At 34.5% G+C, this 24,788-nt stretch carries 19 protein-coding genes; 11 read left to right on the plus strand and 8 right to left on the minus strand.

Annotated elements, in window-relative coordinates:
- Positions 1-15: 15 nt before the first annotated feature.
- The 3 genes from UABHE_RS18650 to UABHE_RS18660 form a co-directional block, all read right to left on the minus strand.
- Positions 16-1,656 (minus strand): hypothetical protein, encoded by a 1,641-nt coding sequence (locus tag UABHE_RS18650; protein WP_372364758.1) that lies wholly within the window; start codon positions 1,654-1,656, stop codon positions 16-18.
- A 2-nt stretch (positions 1,657-1,658) separates the two neighbouring features.
- On the minus strand, positions 1,659-3,044 hold the full coding sequence (locus tag UABHE_RS18655) for a TolC family protein (RefSeq protein ID WP_372364760.1): 1,386 nt from the start codon (positions 3,042-3,044) through the stop codon (positions 1,659-1,661).
- Positions 3,045-3,472: 428 nt separating this feature from the next.
- The gene (locus UABHE_RS18660) at positions 3,473-3,856 is read right to left on the minus strand and encodes a hypothetical protein (protein ID WP_372364763.1); all 384 of its coding nucleotides are present in this window, start codon (positions 3,854-3,856) and stop codon (positions 3,473-3,475) included.
- Positions 3,857-4,026: 170 nt separating this feature from the next.
- On the opposite strand from UABHE_RS18660, the gene UABHE_RS18665 reads away from it, so the two are divergent.
- The 8 genes from UABHE_RS18665 (at position 4,027) to UABHE_RS18700 (ending at position 16,610) form a co-directional block, all read left to right on the plus strand.
- On the plus strand, positions 4,027-4,410 hold the full coding sequence (locus tag UABHE_RS18665; RefSeq protein WP_372364764.1) for an ArsR/SmtB family transcription factor: 384 nt from the start codon (positions 4,027-4,029) through the stop codon (positions 4,408-4,410).
- A gap of 29 nt (positions 4,411-4,439) precedes the next feature.
- Complete coding sequence (locus UABHE_RS18670; protein WP_372364765.1) at positions 4,440-4,904, plus strand: isoprenylcysteine carboxylmethyltransferase family protein; 465 nt, start codon at positions 4,440-4,442, stop codon at positions 4,902-4,904.
- 496 nt (positions 4,905-5,400) lie between these two features.
- Positions 5,401-8,262 (plus strand): efflux RND transporter periplasmic adaptor subunit, encoded by a 2,862-nt coding sequence (locus UABHE_RS18675; protein ID WP_372364767.1) that lies wholly within the window; start codon positions 5,401-5,403, stop codon positions 8,260-8,262.
- Between the two features lie 45 nt (positions 8,263-8,307).
- A complete protein-coding gene (locus UABHE_RS18680) occupies positions 8,308-11,382 on the plus strand; it encodes an efflux RND transporter permease subunit (RefSeq protein WP_372364768.1) in 3,075 nt (1,024 codons plus the stop codon).
- The gene (locus UABHE_RS18685) at positions 11,366-12,739 is read left to right on the plus strand and encodes a TolC family protein (protein WP_372364769.1); all 1,374 of its coding nucleotides are present in this window, start codon (positions 11,366-11,368) and stop codon (positions 12,737-12,739) included. The genes UABHE_RS18680 and UABHE_RS18685 overlap by 17 nt, the downstream gene beginning before the upstream one ends.
- Positions 12,740-13,003: 264 nt before the next feature.
- Positions 13,004-13,891, plus strand: a complete 888-nt coding sequence (locus tag UABHE_RS18690) for a cation diffusion facilitator family transporter (RefSeq protein ID WP_372364770.1) — start codon at positions 13,004-13,006, stop codon at positions 13,889-13,891.
- Positions 13,892-14,505: 614 nt separating this feature from the next.
- On the plus strand, positions 14,506-15,486 hold the full coding sequence (locus tag UABHE_RS18695) for a tyrosine-type recombinase/integrase (RefSeq protein ID WP_372364771.1): 981 nt from the start codon (positions 14,506-14,508) through the stop codon (positions 15,484-15,486).
- 482 nt (positions 15,487-15,968) lie between these two features.
- Positions 15,969-16,610, plus strand: a complete 642-nt coding sequence (locus UABHE_RS18700) for a hypothetical protein (RefSeq protein WP_372364772.1) — start codon at positions 15,969-15,971, stop codon at positions 16,608-16,610.
- A 289-nt stretch (positions 16,611-16,899) separates the two neighbouring features.
- Here UABHE_RS18700 and UABHE_RS18705 read toward each other — a convergent pair whose 3' ends face one another.
- Genes UABHE_RS18705 through UABHE_RS18715 form a run of 3 tightly spaced genes read right to left on the minus strand, consistent with a single transcriptional unit; the run spans position 16,900 to position 19,269 of the window.
- Positions 16,900-17,352 (minus strand): hypothetical protein, encoded by a 453-nt coding sequence (locus UABHE_RS18705; protein WP_372364774.1) that lies wholly within the window; start codon positions 17,350-17,352, stop codon positions 16,900-16,902.
- Positions 17,353-17,371: 19 nt separating this feature from the next.
- Positions 17,372-18,532, minus strand: a complete 1,161-nt coding sequence (locus UABHE_RS18710; RefSeq protein ID WP_372364775.1) for a hypothetical protein — start codon at positions 18,530-18,532, stop codon at positions 17,372-17,374.
- A complete protein-coding gene (locus UABHE_RS18715) occupies positions 18,529-19,269 on the minus strand; it encodes a tyrosine-type recombinase/integrase (protein WP_372364776.1) in 741 nt (246 codons plus the stop codon). Before UABHE_RS18715 ends, UABHE_RS18710 begins: the two co-directional genes overlap by 4 nt.
- Before the next feature lie 361 nt (positions 19,270-19,630).
- On the opposite strand from UABHE_RS18715, the gene UABHE_RS18720 reads away from it, so the two are divergent.
- From UABHE_RS18720 to UABHE_RS18730, 3 genes are all read left to right on the plus strand, one after another.
- Positions 19,631-20,185 carry a hypothetical protein gene (locus UABHE_RS18720; protein ID WP_372364777.1) on the plus strand — a complete coding sequence of 185 codons (555 nt, stop codon included), beginning with the start codon at positions 19,631-19,633 and terminating at the stop codon, positions 20,183-20,185.
- Between the two features lie 55 nt (positions 20,186-20,240).
- Positions 20,241-20,855, plus strand: a complete 615-nt coding sequence (locus tag UABHE_RS18725) for a methyltransferase domain-containing protein (protein WP_372364778.1) — start codon at positions 20,241-20,243, stop codon at positions 20,853-20,855.
- A gap of 199 nt (positions 20,856-21,054) precedes the next feature.
- Positions 21,055-21,399: a DUF2958 domain-containing protein gene (locus UABHE_RS18730; RefSeq protein ID WP_372364779.1), complete on the plus strand. Its 345-nt coding sequence runs from the start codon at positions 21,055-21,057 to the stop codon at positions 21,397-21,399.
- Between the two features lie 100 nt (positions 21,400-21,499).
- Here UABHE_RS18730 and UABHE_RS18735 read toward each other — a convergent pair whose 3' ends face one another.
- Together UABHE_RS18735 and UABHE_RS18740 are read right to left on the minus strand one after the other, a co-directional pair.
- Positions 21,500-23,596, minus strand: a complete 2,097-nt coding sequence (locus tag UABHE_RS18735; RefSeq protein WP_372364780.1) for a hypothetical protein — start codon at positions 23,594-23,596, stop codon at positions 21,500-21,502.
- Positions 23,541-24,428, minus strand: coding sequence for a tyrosine-type recombinase/integrase (locus UABHE_RS18740; protein ID WP_372364781.1), 888 nt, complete (start codon positions 24,426-24,428; stop codon positions 23,541-23,543). Before UABHE_RS18740 ends, UABHE_RS18735 begins: the two co-directional genes overlap by 56 nt.
- Positions 24,429-24,788 lie beyond the last annotated feature (360 nt).

Below are 24,788 nucleotides of genomic sequence, written 5' to 3' on the forward strand. Positions count from 1 at the left end.
GATGAAATCTCCTTTCTAGTGAGCGTGCCCATGTCCGCCAGATTCCTCTGTTCCAGATTTTAGTGCTAGACCTAGTGCAAAAGCACCTGTTTGCACAATCGAATCACCAGGGAAAATATCTGGATTATTAGCGATTACTACTACTTTGTGATCTTGGTACAACACTTTTACCTTTATAGGCTCAAAACTTTTGCCATTCTGTAAAAAAACTATTTTTTCTGGTCCATCTTCTGTTACAGCTTCTTTTGGAAAAACATAAACTTTTTCCATTTTTTCTACAGGAATTTCTAACATGTACTGTTGTCCTTCCTGTACTTGCCACGTGCGAAATTGACCTCGCTCAGGATGTTTTATGATATGAAGAGGTTTATTTTTAACACGCATATATGCTTTCATGCGACTTTGATCATCACCGATAATATTTAAAAATGTCAGGTTTTTTAAATGTGTTCCAACTCCAGGAATTAAAGGAGAAGCTTCCATGCTCAAGTTTTGCGGCAATGTTTTTAAAACGATATTTTTTTCACTGCCTATTGGCTCTACCAGCAAATGCAATTCATAAAGATTTTCTAATGTTAAAAGTGTAGTTCCTTCCTCCACTAGTGAACCAACCTTCACCTCTATTTCATGGCAATCCCAATCTTTTACTAAGGAAGGTGCTTTAACTACTACAACAGGGTCAAAAGCACGTATCGCATATAAAGATTTTATTTTTTCCAGAGTGTTTCCACCTTGCAGTAAACCACCTATTTCCAAAAAATGTTGGCCTGCCTTGGGTTCTGTCTGTAGCCATCTTAAAAGTGCTTTATTTATTAAACCTGCGGCAACTAATTCTCCTATCGTAACAACAGTCCAATGAGTTTTTTGGATATCTTTCGGCAAAACTTTATAAATTTTATCGGCAATGGGCGGCCACAAGCCATTGCGCTTTAAAGGCAGATACCATATTTTAATATCAAGGTCAGGTCTTTCTCCCTTTTTAATATCATTGATTTGCTTTATGGATAATCCGTGCCGTACTAACTCATCTTTAGTTATGGATAGTTCTTGGTTTGCTCTTTCTAATTCATATTTGGCATCGATAAGAGTTTTTTTTGATACCACAGAAAATTTGTCACTTCCTGTGTTTTGGGTATATTGCTTTATACGTTTCAATTCCATTTGCGCAAGTTCAACATTTTTAATAGCTCTTCTATAGCTTCCTATGGCATCATGAACATCTTCTGTGGTCGGTTTTACGATATTCTCGGTCAATGTTAGATTTACTCGCGGAAAGGGATCACGAATAATTGTAACAAGAGCATCTCCTGATTTGACCATAGAGCCAAAGCGAACTTTCACTTCTTTTACATATCCGCGTACAGGAGAAAATACTGGCTGTATGTTTGTTGGAATAGCCTTTGTTGTTGCAGGTATAGAGTAATTTTTGACAAAAGTAGTCTGTTGCACCTCTTGTGTTGTTACTTCCATATTTTGAAGAGCTTCTTCTGAAAACTCTGTTGAATGTTCTCCATGAGATTCTGCTTCAGAGGACTCATTATCGACAGAGGGGCTTTTTTCCATGCCTGCGAACCAACCAGCAGCCAAACCTAAACCAGTACAAATAATGCTTAATAGTACAATCGGCAGCACTTTATATATTATATTTTTAATCATACTTATTCCCTTTCTTGTTGTGATAGGTCTTGGATGTTTTGCTCTGCATCAAACAAAATAATAGGCATACCGATAACTTTTTCTATTTCGAGCCACGCTGCATACATGTCTATTTCAGCTTGAACACTATTGAGTTTTATTCTTTGGCTAGTGCGTTGTACTTCTAAATATCTCAAAAAATCAACATTACCACTGCGAACTGCAATTTCAGTTAACTTAATATTTTCTTCAGCTTTACTCAATACTGTATCTCTTAATAATGAGAATCTTTTTTGGGTCAAGATGTAAGTTTCGTATGCTTTTTGCAAGTCGATTTTCTTATTCTGTAAGGTATTTTGACGTTGGTTTTGAATACTATTGCGATTTCCTTTACTGGCCGCTATTGCCTGTTGATTTCGATCAAAAATGGGCAGTGGAATTTCAACAGAAACACCCCATATTTTTGTGTCCTCGCCAGGATCTCCCTGAAAAGAACTTTGTAGTTTTATGTCTGGATATTGTTTTGCTACTTCAAGTTCCAGTTCTTTTTCAGCTACTTCGTAACTGCCGTATAAACTAACAATATCAGGATTGTTTTTTAGCATTATTTTGCGCAGTTCTTTTATACTGGGAATAGCTTTTAATTCTGGTATTTTTGGTGCTTCTAGCTTTTTTAAAGCGTGGACGTCCATACCCACAATAGCAAACAAATTAGCTGCTATTTTGAGAATTTCTGTTTGCAGTTGTAGCTGTTCATTTTTGCTTTGTTGTAATTCTATTTCCATAATGCTGACATCTAAACCTGTTGCTCCGCCAGCTTCTACTAGTTTTTTCGAGGTAGCAACAGATTTCTCTAAGCTTTTACTGATTTTACTTTGAACGTCATATTGCTTTTGCATTAGTAGCAGTTGGAAATAAAAAGTTCTCAACTGTAAGTATTCTGATCTATATTTGTACAGCAATTTAGTGTAAGCTAATTTTGCCTGCGCTGTATAAACATTATCTTGAGCCTTTAATCGACCTCCCAAAGGAACACCAATACCTATAGCTATATTTGGTTGAAGGCGTCGTTCAGTAGCGCCGTTCAATTCCGCGCCTATCAATAATCCGATTTGAATTTCAGGATTAGGCCAAGGGGTTTTGATTTGCGATTGTCTATGTGCATTTCTGTATTCTATACGCGCTTCTTTTATTCTGGGGTTATTGGCTCCTAACCATTCAACCAATACTGGTAAATCTATTTTTTTTTGCCCTACCTCTTGCTTTGCTATGCTTTGTTTTGTTTCTGGAATAGGTTTTTCTATATGTATTTGTCCTGGCATTGAAAGCATATCAATACGTTCTGGTGTATATGACTGGCAAGAAGTGATAAAAATTATGGCACTCACTAGAAAAAAATTATGGTTCACACCATACTCCTAAAAAGATTATCTTTTTTTATTATTTAGAATATTTCAGCGAATAATGGCTTTACATACTGAAAATACGAAATAATTTCATTGGAATAGGGCATGTTATCAATTAAGTGACTTGACAAAAGTAGTTCCCACTTCAGTGCAAGTCTTTATTTTTATAGCTAGGCGCGACGAGGGCACAACAAAGCTAGAAAATTAAAGAACAAAGTGTCAATGGTGTGAATACTTTTGGCAGGTCACTTAGCTTTATATAAGCTAGTTACATCAAATTTGAAACAACACAGATTAATACTGAGCTAAAACAAAAGCCTCATAACCTAGTTATATTAAATTTGAAATAACACAGATTAACACTGAGCTAAAGATTGGACAAAAGCTAACTGATGACATGCCTTAGATTAAAATATGAAAAGATAATTTTTTTAGATAAGTAAAGTAGTGGATTGCAATAGAGGAGGAATATTCGAGGTATTTGGGGGTGTTTGATAGTTATAAATCGTAGTAAATTGATAAAATATTATGCTCAAAAAATTGTGGAAGAATAGTGCACTTTTAGGTTTAGAAGTGCATAAAAATTGAAAATTCTCTAACTCAATATCTAAGCATTGGTACGGAGCAAACTGCGATGTTTTTTCTCCATGGCTTGGTTCGTGAGAATCATTGTCTGTATTATTATGTTGTTCTGGAGAACAACATAGATAATCTCCAAGATGGATATCGTGACACTGGCAAAAGTTTATGGAGAATCCAAAACATTGCGTCCACACTATAAAAAATAATAAAATCCATATTACTTGTTTTTTCACAATTGTTCCTATTTTTCTTGAGTTAAATGAAAAGTTACTATTATTAGTAATACTAGGTAAAAGAAATCTTGTCAATTTAAAAATAAACAATTTTCAAAAAAAAATTGCAAAAGCATATTCTTTTTTATATTATATGAATAAATTCTCATGTATTTGTTTAAAGGTTCAAAATGTCAAAATCCGAAGAAAAATTTAATTGTAGTGTAAATAAAATACATTATGAAAAGCTAAACCAAGTTAAAGCCAATATGCCATCGTTAGAAGACTTAAATCGTCTCAGTATTATTTTCAAAGCGTTGGGAGATTTGACAAGGTTGAAAATCGTAAATGCTCTTTTATGTGATGAGCTTTGTGTTTGTGATCTTGCTCTCTTACTTGGTGTAACCCAATCAGCAATGTCACACCAACTTAGAATTTTGCGTAATTTAGAAATTGTAAATCACAGAAAAGATGGAAAAGTAGTTTACTACTCTCTAAATGAAGAAAAAATAGATCTATTTAAAAAAGAAGTAGAAAAAGTATTTTCCGAAGAAAAGTTGAGTAGTATTGCTTGATACATAACACACTTTTTAGGCTTACAAATTTGAAAACATATGACAGAATTTTTGGAGCTGGACCAAGAGGCTTGCTGATAAGTTTGTTAGCACTCATAGCCGCTTGGAAATTTGAGTCACTATTAGGATTCTCAACTATATGCGATAATGCATTGGTGCGATGGTTTTTGTTTCTTATTACACTTATTGCGACTTTGTTGTTAGTAATTTGGAGTTTTTGGTCACTACCTCCAGCAATTCGTGGTAAAACATTGGTTACAACAGGTGCCTTTAAATACTTTCGACATCCTTTATATGCCTCGTTTCTCTCGTTTTTTAATTTCGGACTGGCAATCTTACTCAACAACTGGGTTTATATTTTTTGGGCTGTTATGCTGCATGGAGTATGGCACTTGAATATAATAAAAGAAGAAGAGCTCATGATGCAGGAGTTCCCAAAAGAATATGTTGAATACTGTGCTACAACTGGCCGTTTTGTACCAAGATTGTGGTAGTTTCGTTACGCTATAAGTGTTTATAACTAGATAATATTGTGTTTCTTTTCTAATTTTTGAATGTAAGAGTATGTGTATAAAAAAATTTTCTTTCACATTTATTATGATTTTTGCAATAAAGATGTGTTTCTGTACATTACTTTGTGATGAAATGTCTTGTTGTAAAAATTCATGTTCTTCAAAGAAAGAAAGTTGCTGTTCTCACTACCCTTTACTAATAAAAATTTCTGACGATCCCCAAAAATTTAAAATATTACTAGATTTTTATCATTCCAAATCTCATCATAACCCGTTCAGGTTACCTTCTTTTTTTGCCAATAACTTTCTTTTGAATTTTGTCCACCTTTCACCATTAACATTCCGCTCTCAAATTCTCCTTATATAAGCCAAATTAGAACTTAATTAATTATATAAAATATAGTAGTCCCATTTGTTTTACTTATGAGATTACGCTAAGTATGTATAAATTTGGTTAATAATATTAAGGAGATTCTCTGTGAAAAAATCTTTCAATATAATAATTTCTCTTATTGTGGTGGCAGGTGGTGCTATTGCTATTTTGGTTTTGCAGCCATACTATTGGTCGCCAAATTCCATGGAATCAAAAGACAACGTTGAGTTATGTTTAGAGCATGGTTATGCAAAAAATAATTGTTACCAATGTAACCCTAAGTTGGTAGATAAATTTAAAACATCACTGGATTGGTGCAACGAACATTCCTTGCCAGAATCCCAATGTGAATTATGTGATCCTTATGCAAAATTTAAAGCAAAAGGAAACTGGTGCAGAGAGCACGGTGTTCCAGAATCACAGTGTGTAAAATGTAATCCTGAATTGGCAAAAGATCAACCTAAATTTGTAGATTGGTGTAAAGAACATAGTATCGCAGAATCTCAGTGTACAATTTGCGATCCTAATTTAAAAATTTCAATGAAATCAGATTGGTGTCAAGAGCACAACGTTCGTAATTCAGAATGTGTTTTATGCAATCCGAGTCTTAGAAAACAACAGAGACAACCCAATACAAAACAAAGCAATTCTAGCATCTTTTGCGAACATGGTTTTGAAAAAGGAAACTGTTATCAGTGTGATCCGAAACTCGCAGATAAATTCAAGAAAGCTGGCGATTGGTGTGGAGGACATGATGTTCCAGAATCACAGTGTTTTCCATGTAATAGGGGTCTACAAGAAGAAGTAAATAAACGGTTAACTGAGAGTAACGAAAAAAATCACACTCGCCAAAAATGGTGCAAACATGGTTTTGAAAAAGGAAACTGTTATCAATGCGATCCAAAGCTCGCAAATAAATTCAAGAAGGCTGGTGATTGGTGTGGAGGACATGATGTTCCAGAGTCACAGTGTTTTCCATGTAATAGGGGTCTACAAGAAGAAGTAAATAAGCGGTTAGCTGAGAGTAGCGAAAAAAATCGCACTCGCCAAAAATGGTGCGAACATGGTTTTGAAAAAGGAAACTGTTATCAGTGTGATCCGAAACTTGCAGATAAATTCAAGAAGACTGGCGATTGGTGTGGAGGACACGATGTTCCAGAATCACAGTGTTTTCCATGTAACAGTGGTCTACAAGAAGAAGTAAATAAGCGATTAGCTGAAAGTAACACAAAAATTCACACTCGTCAAAAATGGTGCGAACATGGTTTTGAAAAAGGAAACTGTTATCAGTGTGATCCAAAACTTGCAGATAAATTCAAAAAGACTGGTGATTGGTGTCAAGGACACGATGTTCCAGAGTCACAGTGCTTTCCATGCAACAGTGGTCTACAAGAAGAAATAAATAAGCGATTAGCTGAAAGTAACACAAAAATTCACACTCGTCAAAAATGGTGCGAACATGGTTTTGAAAAAGGAAACTGTTATCAGTGTGATCCAAAACTTGCAGATAAATTCAAGAAGACTGGCGATTGGTGTAGAGGACACGATGTTCCCGAGTCGCAATGTTTTCCATGTAATCCCAAGCTTAAAGATCTTGTAACTAAAAGGCTAACAATTTCAGCAGTAAGGCCTGAATTACTCAAAAACGACAGTAATGCTATTGTTTCTTTGGACTCAACATTACCAAAGTCTGCTTTTTGCGGTACACATCATTTGCGTATTAAATTTTCGAGAAAAGAAATTGCTGATCTAATAGGGATCAAAATAGCACCCGTACGCAAAAGAGTAGTAAAAGAAATCTTAACACGTAACGGTGAAGTGATGTACAACTCTACCAGTCAAACAAGAATTGCTTCTAGATTTAGAGGAATTGTACAAAAAGTTAATATTCGTGTAGGACAGAAAATCAAAAAAGGTCAAGTTTTAGCCATAATTGATAGCCCCGATTTAGGACAACTCAGAACAAATATTGCCACCCAGAAAAAACTTTTCCAGAATAAGAGGAAAGTGTACTACAACATAAAGAAAATGTTGGCTTTATTGGCTAAAAGCAATATTTCTTCGAGTCAGGCCACAGAAAAAATGAAAACACTAGAAATTGGTTTAGCAAAATCCTCGCTTTTACAAAAACTTGCAGAACTTGAATTAATTCAATCGGAATTAAATCGTCAGAAAGAGATGGAGAAAGAAGGCGTTGGTCTGAAAAAAAATCTTATTCAAGCGCAAAAAAGATTCGATTCGATTTACACATCATATATTTCTCTACTTGAGCATACAAAAGTATCAGCAGAAAGAGAAATAATCGAAATTCAAGGACAGCTAAATAATGCTTTGCAAAATTTGGGGATTAAGATCAAAAGAATTTCAAAGAAGCCGTCAGAGTATCTAATTCGTGCTCTATTTGATGCAACAGTTATTTCTGTCAAAACTGTAAGAGGAGAACTTGTTGAATACGGAAAGTCTCTTTTGGTAATAGCAGATTTATCTTCTATGTGGGTAAGGTTAGATATATTTGAAAAAGATCTACCGCGATTAGAAAACGGTCAACCTGTTCTTTTTAAAACAGATTCTATCAAAGACGTAAATTTCGAAGGTAAGATATTGTGGCTAGGTTCTGAAGTTCATGACAAAACACGCACAGTTTCTGTTTTAGCCCAGATAGACAACAAAGATAATCTATTACGTGTCAACATGTTTGGAAAGGCCAAGATATTAATACATCAAAATGATAAAGTCGTCGTAGTTCCTAAAAAAGCGATACAGTGGGAAGGGTGTTGCCACATTGTCTTTGTCCAACTGGAAAACGATTTATACGCCCCAAGGAAAATTCGATTGGGATACGAAGGGAAGAATTTTTATGAAGTGAAAGCTGGCCTACTGGCTGGCGAACCTGTTGTTACACAAGGAAGTTTCCTTTTAAAAACAGAAATTCTAAAAAGTAGTATTGGTGCTGGTTGTACAGATTAAACCATTTCAGGCTACGTGAATATTATTTTTATAAGGAATTTTTCCATGTTGAATAAATTAATAGAGTTCTCTTTAGTTAACCGATTTCTCGTAATAACGCTGACGTTGATTCTTGCAGCAACCGGTTTTCTGTCTTTATCGAAACTTTCTATAGATGCTTTTCCTGATACAACTCCTGTACAGGTTCAAGTAAATACTGTTGCTTCAGCTTTAAACCCTGTAGAAATTGAGCAACAAATAACCTTTCCTGTAGAGCTTGCCATTAGTGGTTTACCAAAACTTAAATTAGTTCGGTCTATTTCTAAATTTGGATTATCTCAAGTCGTCGTGATATTTGAAGACGGGACTGATATCTATTTTGCTAGACAACTAGTAATGGAAAGACTTCAGAGTATAGAACTTCCCCAAAATACTCCACAACCAGCATTAGGACCTGTTGCAACAGGCTTAGGCGAGGTTTTTCATTATCTCGTAAAAAGTAAAACGCACAATTTAACGCAAATCACAACTGCTCAAAATTGGGTTATTAAACCACAGTTGCGTATGGTTCCTGGTGTTGCTGAAATAAATACCTGGGGAGGATTTGAAAAGCAGTACCATGTTCTTATCAAGCCAGAGCTTTTAGTTAAGTACGGATTAACATTCAAAGAAATTTTTGAAGCTCTTGAACGTAATAATCGGAACATCGGAGGAGGAACGATCACTCCTCACGAAGGAGAAGCCTTTCTGATTCATGGTTTAGGTTTAGTATCGTCTATTTCTGAAATCGAGAATATTGTCATCGAAGCCAGAGATGGTATTCCTACATATATTCGCGATATTGCAACTGTAGAAATTGGCCATGAAATTAGAAGAGCAGCAGTAACTGCAAATGGTAAAGGAGAGCAAGTTTTAGGGCTTGGTTTTATGCTCATGGGTGAGAATAGCCATGTTGTTACTCAGCGTTTAAAAACCAAATTAAAAGAGGCACAAAAATCATTGCCTCAAGAAATGACCGTCGAATTAGTCTATGATCGAACAGAACTTGTTGATGCTGTATTAAATACCGTTAAAAAGAATTTATTTGAAGGTGCACTTCTAGTTGTTGCGATTCTTTTTATATTTTTAGGTAATTTGAGAGCGGGATTAATAGTTGCTTTGGCAATACCTCTTTCGATGTTATTTGCTTTTAATGCAATGCTATATTTTGGTATTGCTGGAAGCTTAATGAGTCTGGGAGCTTTAGATTTCGGTCTTGTGGTTGATAGTTCTGTTATTATGGTAGAGAACAATGTTCATTGCTTATCTACACAGGATAAGAGATCTCGCTTAAATATTGTACGAGACGCCTCCATCGAAGTTAGAAAACCTACAATGTTTGGCGAACTCATTATAATGATTGTGTATTTACCTATATTATTTTTGGAAGGTGTAGAGGGAAAACTTTTTAGACCAATGGCCTTAACTGTGATTTTTGCACTTGCTGGCTCTATGGTTCTATCTATGACCTTAATGCCTGTTCTTTGCAGCTTGTTTATCAAAAAAAAGGTAAAAACAAAGGAGCCATGGCTAATTCGTGCTCTCAAATGGTTGTATCGCCCCATTTTATACTTGGCTCTGCGTTTGAAACTTCTAATTGTCACAGGGGCGATCTTATTACTCATATTTTCCGGCTGGATCGCTACTCGTCTAGGTTCGGAGTTCATTCCACGCTTAGAAGAGGGCGCTGTAGTTGTCAATACCGTAAGGCTTGCAGGAGTTTCCTTAGGAGAGTCAGTACGTTACGGAACTCGTATAGAAAAAATACTCATTGATGAATTTCCTGATGAAATAAAAAGTATCTGGACAAGAACAGGAACTCCAGAAGTGGCTACAGATCCCATGGGATTGGAAGTGTCTGACATTTTTATTACTTTGAAACCTAAAAAGGGATGGAAACAAGCAAAAACGCAGGAAGAATTAGTAATCCAATTGAGTCGTACTTTGCAAGGTTTACCTGGTATGCGATCCGCATTCACGCAACCAATTGAAATGCGCGTCAACGAAATGATAGCTGGTATTCGTACAGATTTGGGCGTCAAAATATTTGGAGAGGACTTTGACGTTTTAGTTCAATTGGCAGAGCAAGTGGAGGATATATTAAAAAAAACATATGGATCTGCTGAGCCAGTAACAGAACAACTTACAGGTCAGCCAGTTTTACAAATTCGCATTCGTCCAGACGATATTGCACGCTTTGGAATTTCCAGGGACGATGTTCTTTTGGCTGTAGAGTGTATTGGTGGACGCAAAATAGGAGAAATCCGCGAAGGACAAATGAGATTTGCCTTAGTGACGCGATTTCAAAAACAATACAGTCAAAATCCACAAGCAATCAAAAATATATTACTTAGGACTGTTGATGGGAAACAAATTCTTTTAGAAAAAGTTGCTGATGTTGAATTAGTCGAAGGTCCAACGGTTATAAACAGAGAATGGGGACAACGTCGAATTGTTGTATCTTGCAATGTACGTGATCGCGATGTGGGTTCATTCGTGGCTGAAGTGAAAAAAAGGATCAACAAAGAATTAGAATTTCCGCCAGGGTATTCTATAGACTACGGAGGACAATTTGAAAATCTTGAACGAGCGCGTTTGCGTTTAATGATAATTGTTCCACTAGCTCTCTTACTAATATTTATCCTCCTTTACACTACATACAATAGCATACGCGATGCGCTGATTATTTTTACAGGTGTCCCTTTTGCTACCGTCGGAGGTATTTTAGCCCTACATTTACGAGGGATGCCTTTTACTATAAGTGCAGGCGTTGGATTTATTGCTCTTTCTGGTGTAGCGGTACTAAATGGCTTGGTTATGGTTTCACGTATAAGGAAACTATTGGCAGAAAGAAACTCATTGGAAAAGGCTATTACTGAAGCAGCAGAGTCAAGACTTCGGGCAGTTTTAATGACAGCTTTAGTCGCAAGTTTTGGATTTATCCCCATGGCATTAGCCACAAGTGTTGGCGCCGAAGTCCAAAGACCATTAGCAACAGTTGTTATTGGGGGGATTATAACAGCAACAATACTTACTTTAATTGTTTTACCAGTGCTATACTCTTTTTTTGGAAAGGTAGATAATTATGAACCCAAAAATTAATTGCAAAATAGTAAATGGTAAAATAATCATAATTGTCGCTGCCATTTTTGTTATTTCTTGTACAAATTTGGAACCTAAAGAGCTGTTGGAACCAGAAGAAGTCATGTCCAAAGAGAAACTGCTAACAACACAAAGCGCAGAAAAGACAACTATCAAACAAGTAATAGATAAATCAGAATCATTAACTCTTAGTCAAGTACTTGCATGTATAAGAAAATACAATCCTACATTGCAAGCGACCAAAGCAAGAATTCTGGAAACTCAAGGAAAATCACAACAAAAAATGTTATATCCCAATCCTACTTTGGAATTCGAATCAGAAGATATGCCTGTTGATAATTTTGGCGATTTTGGGCGTGCTGAAAATAGTTTTATTTTAAGACAAAAATTTATCATGCCTTGGAAACGTAACGCTACACAGGCAACTTTAAATAAACAAATCGATATCGCAAAGCAAGATTATGTAATTCTTAAAAACAGGGTTTTAACAGAAGGCAAAAGAACATTCTTTCAACTTCTAGCCACACAAGAAAAACTCACCACGACAAGACGGTTGTTAGAGATTGTCCAAACAAGTTTAGATGTAAGTAAAAAACTTGTAAAAACAGGCGAAGCAAGAAATGTAGAATCCATACGTGCTCAGGTTGAATATTCGCAAGCTATTTTGAAAATGCAAGAACTAGAAGGTAAAGTGGATAACACTTATCAAAAATTATTTTTACTAATGGGGACTCCGAATTTAAAAATAAAGAAACTACAAGGAGTATTACTTACACAAATACCTGAATTTGATATGAAAGAATATAATTTAAAAGATCATCCGGAGCTTAAAAAAAATGAACTAGGCTATGATCTTTCACAGTTGAAGTTACAACAAGCTGAAGAAGAACGTTGGCCAGACGTACAGGTTGGATTTGGTGTTGGAAACAATAATAACGAAGATGAAGAGTTCTTTAGATTTTCCTTACAAATTCCGTTACCAATATTCAATCGTAATCAGGGGGGAATCTCTGAAGCAAAAGGGAGTAAACAAAGAGCAGAGAGCGAAACCCAAGCAACTCGTAATGAAATAAAAATAAACATCAATCAATACTTACGTCTGTACCTTGTGGCAAAGAAACAAGTAGACCGTTACAAAAAAGATATCATCCCTGAGGCGAACCAAGCATTTGAGTTAACAAAAAAATTATACCAGTCTAGCGAAGTCGGGCAAATTGAACTCCTTAATGCTCAACAAACACTCATTAAGACAGAGTTAGGTTATACTGATTCACTTGCAAAACTGTGGAACGCTGTAATATATTTGGAGTATTTCACAGGTTCAAGACTACTTCCTAAATCTATCGATAGGCAGTAAAAATTAATGTACTCATTCCCTTTTTATATAAGTTGTTTGCGTAAAAAATATGAAAAGGAGAAATTATGAGTTATTACGATAGCGGCAACACTGGTAGTATGCACTACGGAAAAATTCTGCATTATTCTATTTCTTAATGTGCGAATATTTTTATGTAAGTCATTACTGGTCTCTATTTTGGTTCTATATCACTATTGGCTAATATGTTGTCGATTTCTTTGCTGATGCTGTAACTAATTCACACAAATATTAGGAGAAATAAACGTGGGACACAAACACGATCATGGAGCAGAAAAAATGGGGGATGGCAAGCTTATCACTGCTGTTGGAGTAAATATGCTGTTGACTGTTGCACAAGTAATAGGAGGTATCTTTTCTGGTAGTTTATCTCTTATTGCCGACGCACTACACAATTTGAGTGATGCTGCTTCACTTGGCATCGCATTATTTGCAAGAAAAATTGGGCGCAAACCTGCTGACGAACATAAAACTTTTGGCTACAAACGTGCAGAGATTATTGCTGCACTTATCAATCTCACTACTCTGGTAATAGTAGGTTTATATTTGATTTACGAAGCTTTATGGCGTTTTACTAAGCCAGAGGAAATAGAAGGTTGGACGGTGGTAATTGTCGCAGGTATCGCATTAGCAGTAGATATCATCACTGCCATACTAACTTACACTATGTCAAAAAACAGTATGAATATCAAGGCGGCATTTTTGCATAATGTATCGGACGCGTTGGCTTCTGTAGGAGTTATTATCGCTGGGACATGCATCTTAGTCTATAGATGGTATTGGACTGACACACTGTTGACACTTCTTATTGCTGGTTATGTATTGTGGCAAGGTTTTACAATGTTACCAAAAACAATCCACATTTTAATGGAAGGAACACCAGAACATCTTTCTATTCAGGAAGTAATAACTGCGATGGAAGCAATAGACGGCGTGAAAAATGTACATCATGTCCATATCTGGCAACTAGATGAACAGCACAATGCATTAGAGGCACATGTGGTACCGTCAGACAATAATCCTATCAAAAATGAAAAGTTAAAGACTTTTCTTAAAACTATGCTTTCAGAAGAGTTTGATGTTGGGCATTCAACACTAGAATTTGAATTTAATAATAATTATTGCGATCAATAAAATTTTACTCCTTACTGCTAGCCTCTATTTGAAATTTAACCAAAAAAATTAGTAAGGAAAAATTTCTCCAAGTGATTATTACATGATGCCTTTGCTCAAGGGTGGGAGAATAGGCAAAGATTATTTACGATGGTAATAGCAGGATGTGTCAACCAAAAAATTCGCAGAGAAGATGAGTTACTTGGATGAGGGTGAGATCATTGAATAGACTGGCTACCTTCGAAAAATGGCAACCAACAAATTTGGAAGAAAGAGTGTTGATAATGCGCAAAACAATTTTGCGACTTCATTCATATTAGACCTATTTGAAAAGTAGGCTATTCAAATACTCATTAGAGAAGAAGTCGCATGTATTCGTGCATAACTTTATCATGCTCTTTCCATTGTTCCTCACTTAAATCGTATCTGTTATTATAAAAATTAAGCCAGAGTAACTCTAACTCCTTTATTCGTTGAAGTCTTTCGTTTTCGTTCATATAGTTGGTGTATTGACAAAGTGTAAAAAATATACTATGGTTAAATTCCTTTTAGATGGCGAGTTTCGAAAACACGAGAAAAGGAAACTCCTTTCGTGTTTTAAAATGCCATTTCATGGTAACTATAGCACATTTTGTATGTATAATAATTTTCTTCAACCTATCACTAAATTTAATTCATGTCTATTAAAACCTTCATATATGCTTAACCTTAGCCAAAAACATGTTTTTCGCGAGTTTCCTTTTCTCGTGAAAAGACAATCACATAAATCGCAAAAAAAATCACGCGGTCGTTATTCTCCGCGATGCCACCAAGTATTGAGCCAATTTGAGATATCGTTATTACTTCTTGTAAATTATCTCGAAAAAGAGGAGGCGTTTAAAAATAAAGAGCGGCACCATGTTATTGACTGGATGGTAATAAACACATCTTTGTGGGGTTTTCGAATAGCGGAATCTGCGAATTTACTGTGTGGGCATATTCATCAGTACACATTGTGTGAAAAAAACAGCCCAGTGTTACCGCAATCAGCAGTCGATGTTGTTGAGAAATTTGAAACGCAGAATAAAAAAGAGTTTGCTGATATTTTGCGAAGTACACTTCTTAGTTTGATGATTCAAGATAATCAAAAAATGCCTGCACATATTGGTTTAAAGAATACCAAAGGTAATATACCACGCGATGTTCCTATTTTTGGATGGTCTGCGCAATTTATTCTTCGCGAATATCTACAATGGAAGAAGTTTGCTGGTGAGTCAACTGACGCTGATGCACCGTTTTTTTTCTCACCGCGATCAAAAAATGGCCGTTACACTACTCAGGGACTGCGTAAATGTTTTCGACGTGCAAAGGTTAAGGCTGGTATCATAAAACCTATTACACCGCATTGTGGACGGCACACTATGGGTAGTCACATGACACAAGAGTCTAAATATTTACAGGAAGTAAAAAGTGCTCTTGGGCATGCTTCTATTAGTACAACAAATCAGTATTCACATATGTTTAGCCCTAAAATGTGTGAATTTAGCCGGGAGTATGAAAGAATTCTTTATAATCCTATTATGACAAATATTTTGAAAGCGAAATCGAAGGAAATAGACAAAACTAGTCGTAAATAGTTGTTGATGATGAATCGATAAAGCTATAAAAATCCTTGTCTAGAAAATATTCATTTCGAATTTCCAATTCCTACGCTTATTTGTGTATTTTGTTTTGCATCGCTGGTTGTAGGGAACAGTCCCAAGCTTTTTTTATTGCTATTTGTCAACTATTCTTTAAATGGTATGTATTAGTTGGATGAGCCAATAATAGGCTTCTTTCCGTATATTTTTCTACATTTCCCAATAAAATTTTTTTATCGATTCTTCTTTATTCTCATCAAAATCTCTCTATATTCCTTTATTGCATAAGCAAAAACGCTTTCGCGTTATAAGAAGAAATAGTGGTGTAACACAATATTACATTGTTTATTATTATTCTTTTGAAAGTACAAGACCCACAAATGCAATAAAATATTCACCAAAATTTGCATAAAATCCTACATTGTTGGTATGCTAGGGAAGTAGAATGCAAACTTCTTTAGCATTAACCTGAGACTTTTATGCAAAAAAGATCTTCGATCACTGAATCTATCAATATTCAAGGGGTGACTTATAGAAAAAGAATGAAAATGTGCAATACACCAAATTGTAAAACATGTACAAAAGCAAGATCACCAGAAGAAGCACACGGTCCATATATCGAAAAAGGATCGCGAGAAGGAAAAAAAATGAAGTGGATTCATGTGAGGAAAGACGAAGTGAAAAACAAATGCAGACCAATAAAGCAAATAGCTCATGAAATTCTAGGAGTACAAACAAATTTAATTGGCACTATTCAAAAACATAACATCAAAAAAATGGATGAAATAATTTATTCTTACTCATTGGAAGATGCAGAAAATGACAAACTTCTTTTTAATATCTGTAAAATAAACCCAAAATGGGGAAAAGGACTATTCAACTACATAACCATTAACCTTTTACATAAAAGCTATATTCAAGATACAAAAATAAAAGTAAACAATCTTCTTGATTTATTAAATCAGAGCAATCAAATTGTAAAAAAAAAATCTAAAAACTTTACAAAACCAGATACCTTTTTTTCAGGAGATATAGAACTTCCTTCTGGCTCACAACAAAAAATATTTATTGTCCAAAATGAAACACAAAAGTTTACTATTATGCTTCCAGAAGATTATTAGCATCACCAAAGATACTGCTATACTTCTTCGACATACATACCTTTTTCATGAAATCCCAAAAAAAATCAACTTAATTACGTTTCTCTTTTCAATGGAAAACATTTTATCTAAAAGAAGAGAAAAACTTCGAAGTAAACCAGAATCCTTATATCCTAAAAGTATTTTCTTATAAAGATATTGTTTTCAAATATATGTATGCAAGAAAATACTTTGGAATAAAAACACTAAGACGCATTCACAAAGAAACAAAGCACTCTGCAAGTATTGAGTTAATTTGAAATCGACAAAACTAGTCGCAAATAGTTGTTGATGATGAATCAACAAAGTTGTAAAAATCTTTATCTAGGAAATATTCATTTCGAATTTCCAACTCCCACGCTTGTTTGTGTATTTTATTTTGCATGGCTGATTGTAGGGAACAGTCCCAAGCTTTCTTTAGTGATCTTGGAACTGCTTTGCGTTTGTGGCCAATAATAAAGCGATCAAACTCATAATGAAAGTAGCGATTTTCCCAGTTTATAATTTCTTGGTATAAATTTTTGTCTGTTTTTTTCAAGCTTTTAAGGCTTGTTTGTTTTTTGTAAAGATCATGAAAATCTTTGCGATCTTGGTTTAGCTGGTCAAATCTTTCTTTGTACATCAATTCTATACCTAATGAATTTGTTTTCCAGCCTTGACGTAGTTGGTAAGCGGTAAAGAAAAGACCAGAGGCTATTGCAAGTGATTCTAAATTGTCGAACATATATTTTGGATTATCTGTTTTAGTTATTATATACCGCTATGCCATCATTGTGAATATTAACATTATTATGGTTAGAAGAGAGTAATGTTTCTATAGTTGAAATAATAGTTTCCAGACCACTTTTTCCTAGAGATTTTAGTTTTCTTTGTTGTTGCCTAATAATTTCTGGCCACAGATCCTTGTTTTCTAAAAATTTAGAAGCGCTTTTTTGTAATTGTTTTTGTACGAAAGAATCACAATCAAAACGCTCTATTGCTTTTAAAATAATACTTATCTTTTGTTGGCGCGGCATTGCATCTTTAAATCTTAATCCATAGCACTCTGTCCAAGAGAAGTATGAGCTTGTAACTGCGTGCTTAATAAAAATATCTAAATTTTCTTGATGCGAGTGGTTACTTGGAGGCAAGAAAAAAATGGGTAGTTTGTTTGCTGCATCTAAAAAACTGTGTATGCCAGGTACAGAAAATACGACCTGCGATTGCGATAATTCATAACACATTTCTTTTAAATTAAGCATCGCAAAAGATACGTTCTCTATAGAGAAACGTTTTGAGCACGCACTAATAATACTTTCTCGACCGACTACTAATACATGTTTGAAATAAGAACTTAGTAGAGGTAACAAAACGTGCAGCATAATAAATGGGTAATTGGTATTCTTACCAACAGTGACATGAGAATTACAAATTTTGCCATCACTTCCGCCGAAATTGATTATACATTGCTCTATTTTTTGGCTGTTAAAATCGTTTTCTTCTACAATTGGGCCAATTATATAAGCATTGCTTATGCCGTGTTCTTTTATTTTTAAAGAAGATGAGCGAAAGAAATCCTGCACAAAATAATAATCAGCGTAATCAATATCAGGCCGAAATGGATAAAACCACAGTAACGAATCAACAACTATACATTTACAGTTTGATTTTTTAGCGATGTTTCCCAATTCAAAATCCATCACATTAATAAACACGTCACTTTTATTCAAAATAGAAGAGATGTCAGCATTCTCATTATTTTCGAGATAGTGATATTCATCGAAAATATGAGCTTTGGCAAAGTCGTAGGTAACACCCGAACCAAAAAAAATTTTATATACACCATTTAGTTTTTCAGCAATGGCAATCATTTTACGCACAGGACCAAAGCCAAATGACTGCGCTGTAAAAGCAATTATTTTCATAATCGACACCGAGATTTTTGAAAATCTGGATACATTTTGCGCAATGTCTCATTAATTGTCGGCATCAAAGTGGAAAGATAGATCTGGGTTGTTTTGATATCGGTATGTCCCAATTGTTCTTGAACTGCTTTAATATCTTTGCCACTAGCCAAATAAAAATTAACGGCAAAACTATGACGCAATGAGTGCGGACTCAAGTGATTTCGGATGTTGAGCTTGGTTATTATTTTTTTCATGCAAAGTTGTAACGCCCTTTGAGAATAAGATCTCTCTTTTGTAACAGAGTAAAAAACCCAATCATCAAATTTATTCGGAAGTTTCCACTTCGAAAAAAGAGCGTGCGCATCAATTATTATCGGATTCACAATTGATGGCGAATAATAAACATACCGCGTTTTTTGACCTTTCCCATTACGTACAAATACGCAATTCGAATCAATAACAAAGTCTCCCCAACAAGTACTAGTAAGCTCTGTTATTCTAAGTCCTGTGTTTAGACCAATAATGATAATAAGTGCTTTAACAACAGCAGAAACACCTTTGTATACATTAGAAACTTTATTTGCATAAATAAGCTGCTCATAAGCATATTGCTGTAATTGAAGACATTCTAAGCCTGTTAAGCATTTTCGTGGTGATGCAGCATTCATTTGTGGAAGGCGGCCATTTTTAGGATATGGATATTGAGAAGTGAGGTTTTCGTAATCTGGAGAAAAAGCGAAATGTTTTTGAGTCATATCTCTTATTTTACAAGAGATTTATTTTTTCGTACAGCAGAGGAGAAAAATAGATGTGTGATAAAAACGTTGTATTTATTAGGAAAATAGAAAACAAGGTTTTCGCTTTTTCTCCATAAAGCGAAAACCTTGTATAAAATAATGGAAACATTGCGTGAAGTCAAGCGTCTATTTCGGTGACTTGTACCAAAGTATGCTTTTTATCTAAATTGCTTTTTGTGCGAAAAGTTATCCACAGGCGAGTATTTGACAATCTAAAAAAAGGGTTATAAGCTCCGGACAAGTAAGTTGTAATGTTATGACTTGCAATTGTTCCTTAGAGTTAGAGATAACTCAAAATATAGAATCTAGGAGATTTAGAATGAGTATAGTAGCTACTACTCAAGAAACGCCCACATTTCAACGAGGGCAAATATCCTCTGTCGATTTTGATCGAGTTGTAAAACGTATAGCGAAAGAACACAATTTTAGTTTAGATGAATCGCGCAGAATACTCAACAGCACAATCGACTTTTTGTCTTTATGTGCACACGTAAATAGCTTTGGCCGCAGAAATAAAAAAGGTTTGTCTCCTTCTCGAAAGGTAGATATTGGTTGGCATGAGTTTCTCATGTACACAAAAGCGTATACAAAATTCTCCAAATCTTTAGGAGTACCGTTTATTCACCACGAACCAAACGACAATCCGAATACAGATAAAAAACACTTTGGTGGTAAGCAAGCAACGGTCAACTATATGTTGGCAAATAATATTGTGTTTGATGCTGAAATCTGGGAAGTAAAGTCTAATTGTGATAACGACTGCCATGTTTCGTGCCAAGAAGGATATCCATGTATGTCAAGCATCGATGCCACAAAGAATCAAAATAAAAAAGATGACTGTATTCCTGATCCATGCACATGTTCAGATGACTAAATATAAAAATATTAACAAGTTACAAACAAAATAATTAATACCGAGGAAGGCTAAAATGTCTTCCTCTCTTAATTTTATGACAACAAATTGGAATAAATATTACAAAAAAGATGCTAAATACCTAAAGTTGAATCAAGTGCTTTTTGAGTTGATTACTTACGAAGTGTTGCAAAATTTACAAAAAAATCGTTTTACCAATGCATTGGACTTAGGGTGCGGCCGTGGCGAACTAGTTACGCAGGTTTCTCCTATAAGTGATTTTGTGCTAGGAGTTGATGGAAGTGAAATTGCTTTAGAGTACGCGCAATCACAAAATATTGCCAATGCAAAATTTACCCAAATAAACCTAGATAATATCAACCATTTTTCGCAACGTTATAGCAATCATTTTGATGTAATATTTTGTAAACTGACTTTCCCATTCGTTGAAGACAAGGGTGCTTTTCTTGAATATTGCAAAGAAATGCTCGTTCATCACGGTGCGTTGGTTATTATAAACCCTGTACAAGAAAAAGGAATTGTATATAACGGTAAGCAAGCTAACATATCATTTTCGCACGATAAGATGATGAAAATGTTGAATGTAACCTATGGCAATGCCATTTGTTTTAATAAATCTTTTTATCCAAAAAATGAGACTATTATCGGTTGTTACATTGCTTTTAAATAAAAAATATGCACCAAGGGAAATAAGCTAACAAAAGGCGAAAAATTTTCAGCAAAAAAATACATCTAAAAACAAACAAGCTCGCAAAAAACGATTGAGAACAAGTACACATATAACAAATGTAAAAATTAATAAGAAAATTTTGATTTAACAAATGAAGTTTTTGAGAGCAAAAATATATGATGCTCTCTCAAAAAAAATTATGAATAAAAAAATCAGTAATACCATCGGCAGAAAACCAAAACTCATAACGAAAAAACTTGAGAAACGATTCAACGAAATTGGCTATCAAGAGGAAAATAAAAACCCTATAGTCGTTGTTCGTTTTTTTTCCACATCGGGAGATATTTGGTATGCAACAGAGTATTTTCATGATGTTAAAGATTTCTATGGTTATGCTTCATTAGGCGATAATTTTAAGGAATGGGGGTATTTTTATTTAAAAGAGCTGGAAGATTATGAAAATCAAGGGTTCTATGTCGAACGAGACTTACATTTTAAAGAAGGTCCTCTCAATGAGTGTTTAAAAGCAGATGGTTTACTTTAGATAGGCTATGATTATTTTAACCATCATGTTCAACTCCGAATAAAGCTACCTTAAATAATAAAAAACCTACGATCAAGATGATTGTAGGTTTTTAGGAAAACTATTTCTTTTTATCACGCGCCTGCAAAGCAGCTTTCTTAATTCGCACAAGTTCGCTTTTAGATATCATACTGAGTTCATCATTTGAGTAATTGATAAATATAACAGGTATTTGGGAAGAATTAATACTCTTTGGCGATATGAGAATTTGTTGTCTTTTTTTGTCATTGTCTTCAAACGTATGAATTGGGCTGTATACATAATCATAGTTTTGTAACATTTTTTGATTTTGCGGTGTATTCTTTACTATTCGATTTTCGATTAACGCCTCAAGCGACTTAGGGTATCTAAATCGTTTTCCAAGAGTTTCCTGATAGACCTTACAAAGTTTTGCTATCGCTTTGAGTTCTTTTTGCAATGAATCTAAATCAATAGATTTGACAAAACCTTTTGCAATTTTCTCGACTTCTGACAATTGTTTTTTTTCTAGCAAAACTAATTTTATGTCGTTGAAAGAATAACCATGAGCATTTTTACTCGTGTTAATAAACGCAACAGCAACTACCTTTGTTGAAGATTTTTTGGGATAAATAAGAGCATGTTGCTTTTGCATATCATTATCCAAAAACGGGCTATTTGACGAATTTACATAGATATAATCATCAAACAGATTTTTCCTTAAATTTCGGGACCACCGACCAGCAACATCTTTTAGTTCTTTAGGATAGCCATTGCGGTAAGATGTACATGCTGAAGCAACTTGATAAAGTTCTTGAATTTGATTCCACCTAGAGTCGGTGCTAACTTCTGTTTTCAGGTTAGATTTGTCTATTTTATAGGGGATAGAACTTCCTTGCAAAAGTTTTGTTATCATAGATTGAAAGTTACTTAAACGATTGCTGCTTTTCATTTCCAAATTTACAAAAGAAGCATTTAGCTTTGCTGTTTCTAAGAACAGATAAAATTTATCTAATGATAGTTGCTTCTTTTTGTATAGCAAAGCATTCTCTGCTACGAAAAAATGAAACACTTTTAATTTGCCATCAGCTGCTTGTAAATTACCGCTTTGAAATTTATATTTATTATTATTCAGTTCAAAAAAAACGCTTGGGTCTTCAAGTACAACACCTGATTTTAACTTTGTAATTTGACCTCTTACCTGTACATCTTGAGTCTTTGGCATACTTAATAAAATTTCAGCGAGAAGCTCATCTTCTTGAAAAAAAACTTTAAATTCTTTTGAAACTAAAAAGCGAAAATTTCCTTCTTTTCTATAGCGCTCGTTTAAATCTTTGCGCTTAAAATTCCCTATGAAATTAGCTTTGATACCAAGGTTTTTTAATGGGTTTTGGTAAGGGCTTATATTAAATGTTTTCTTCATCTTTTTAAGTGTTGCTGCTGTTTGCATGTAGGATACGACATCTGAAGTTGTCAGTGTAGAATTTATATCTTTCAATCCCATCGCCGTTTGGTCAAGTCCCTTAACAACATTATTTATTACAAAACGAAAATCGAGATAGTTTTGCCCATCATAAGAATTTTTTTTCATTCGTAGTTTTAAATGACCTAACGCACTAATAAAATTTCCTTTTTCTAATTCAATGACTTTTGATTTGTTTTTTGTTTCCGCAATAAATGAAGAATATGGAAAAGACAAATGAAAGGGAAGATACTTGTTGCCAATAAACAAAGATTGAAATTGTACAATATACTGAGTAATTTTTTCTTCTGGATTTTCAGTATTAGGTATTGTTTCTTCATCAATATTCTTTACAACTCCAAACAACCTTGCTTGCTTTCCATTTGTAATTTTTGCCAACTTTTGTAAAGAGTCTTTTCTCTTCAATTTTGAATTTTGGGAGTTTGCCTGTGTTTGTAATACCAAGAATTCAAACAGATTAGTTTTTCCTACAGGTTTCTTGTTCTCTACCTTGGGTTTTGCAGGAACGTTTTGTTTATTTTGCTGATTTTGCTTTTCGCGATTTTTTTTCTCGTTTTGTTGTTGCGCAATTTTTTCTAAATCCTTGCCCAAATTTTTTGATCGCTCATCTATTTTTTTACGCATCTCTGCCGCAGATTGATGATCATCTTTTGGTTTTTCGTCATTGCATGCGACAAATATCAACATTGCTAAGAGAATTACCATCAAATATTTCATAGTTCTTACCTTTCTGTTGAAGAACTTCCATTACTGGATAAATGATTTTTTCATACTCCTGGCTAAATTCGATCATTTTTGGATTGAACATATGAGTGTATTGATTTGTAGTATTGATAGATGCGTGGCCTAAAGCACTTTTAAGCTCTTGAAGATACTTAGAATGTCTTCCCATATGAGAACCAATGGTATGGCGACCAGAATGCGATGTTATTGGCTTTAAGATACCAGCTTTAGTTTTAGCTCTTCTAAAAGCTTTTGCCAATCCTTGGATAGTGTATCTGTTATTCTTTCCTCTTATGGAGAAAAAAAATGGAGAATCAGGATCTGTAGGTTCACCAATAGCTTTTTTCCACTGCATATAATGGCGGATAATTAGCTCCGCGTTTTTGCCTATAGGAACATCGCGAGGAATACCATTCTTAGTATTCACCAAACCAAAATGAGAAGTTGTTGTTTTCTCATCTTCTTTACACAAAGTCACAAGAGTTGAATATAACGCTTCCGCTAAAATATCTTGCCCATCAGCCTTTAAATTATCAAGGATTTGCTGGACTGCTTTAGGTAGCGTTTGTTGTGTATTTTCAGGTGAACGATCAATGATGTTTATATGTCCGCATAATAGATTAGCAGACTCCGAAACTCTAAGTGTCCACAAAGATGTGTTTACAATCATCCAGTCAATAATCGGATGCTTGATACCTTTTTCTATCGCGTCTAAGTATTCTAAGAAATTCACCAATAACAAAATCGCTATTTCAAATTGAGTTAATACTTTCTGTAGAGGTGGCTTGTATCTATTTCTTTTTTTCTGAGTTTGCTTGAGTTTCATTTCCACAGGTTTTTGAAACTCAGAAAATACTCTTTTTAGGCTAAGGTTAGGCATAGATTGATATTAGTGATTATTAGTTGATTTTCGTGTTGCGATGTGAAAAATATTTGATGGGCTAAGATTAGCGGAAAATAAGGATTGGTGTTAAGAAAGGAGTTTAACTTTCCTGTGTTTTTGAAACTGATCTTGTATAACAATCTACCAATAGTAATTTTAGATGTCAATAAAGAAAAAGCACAAGAAGTTTTGATGCAACTGTATACAACTACATCAAAACTTTCTTGAGAACTGTAAAACATGTATTTAATCGACGTCAGCGTTGTATAAGGAGGAGCGATATTATCGCTTATTCTTCCTATC

Source organism: Candidatus Uabimicrobium helgolandensis, from assembly GCF_041508025.1.
Lineage (GTDB): Bacteria > Planctomycetota > Uabimicrobiia > Uabimicrobiales > Uabimicrobiaceae > Uabimicrobium > Uabimicrobium helgolandensis.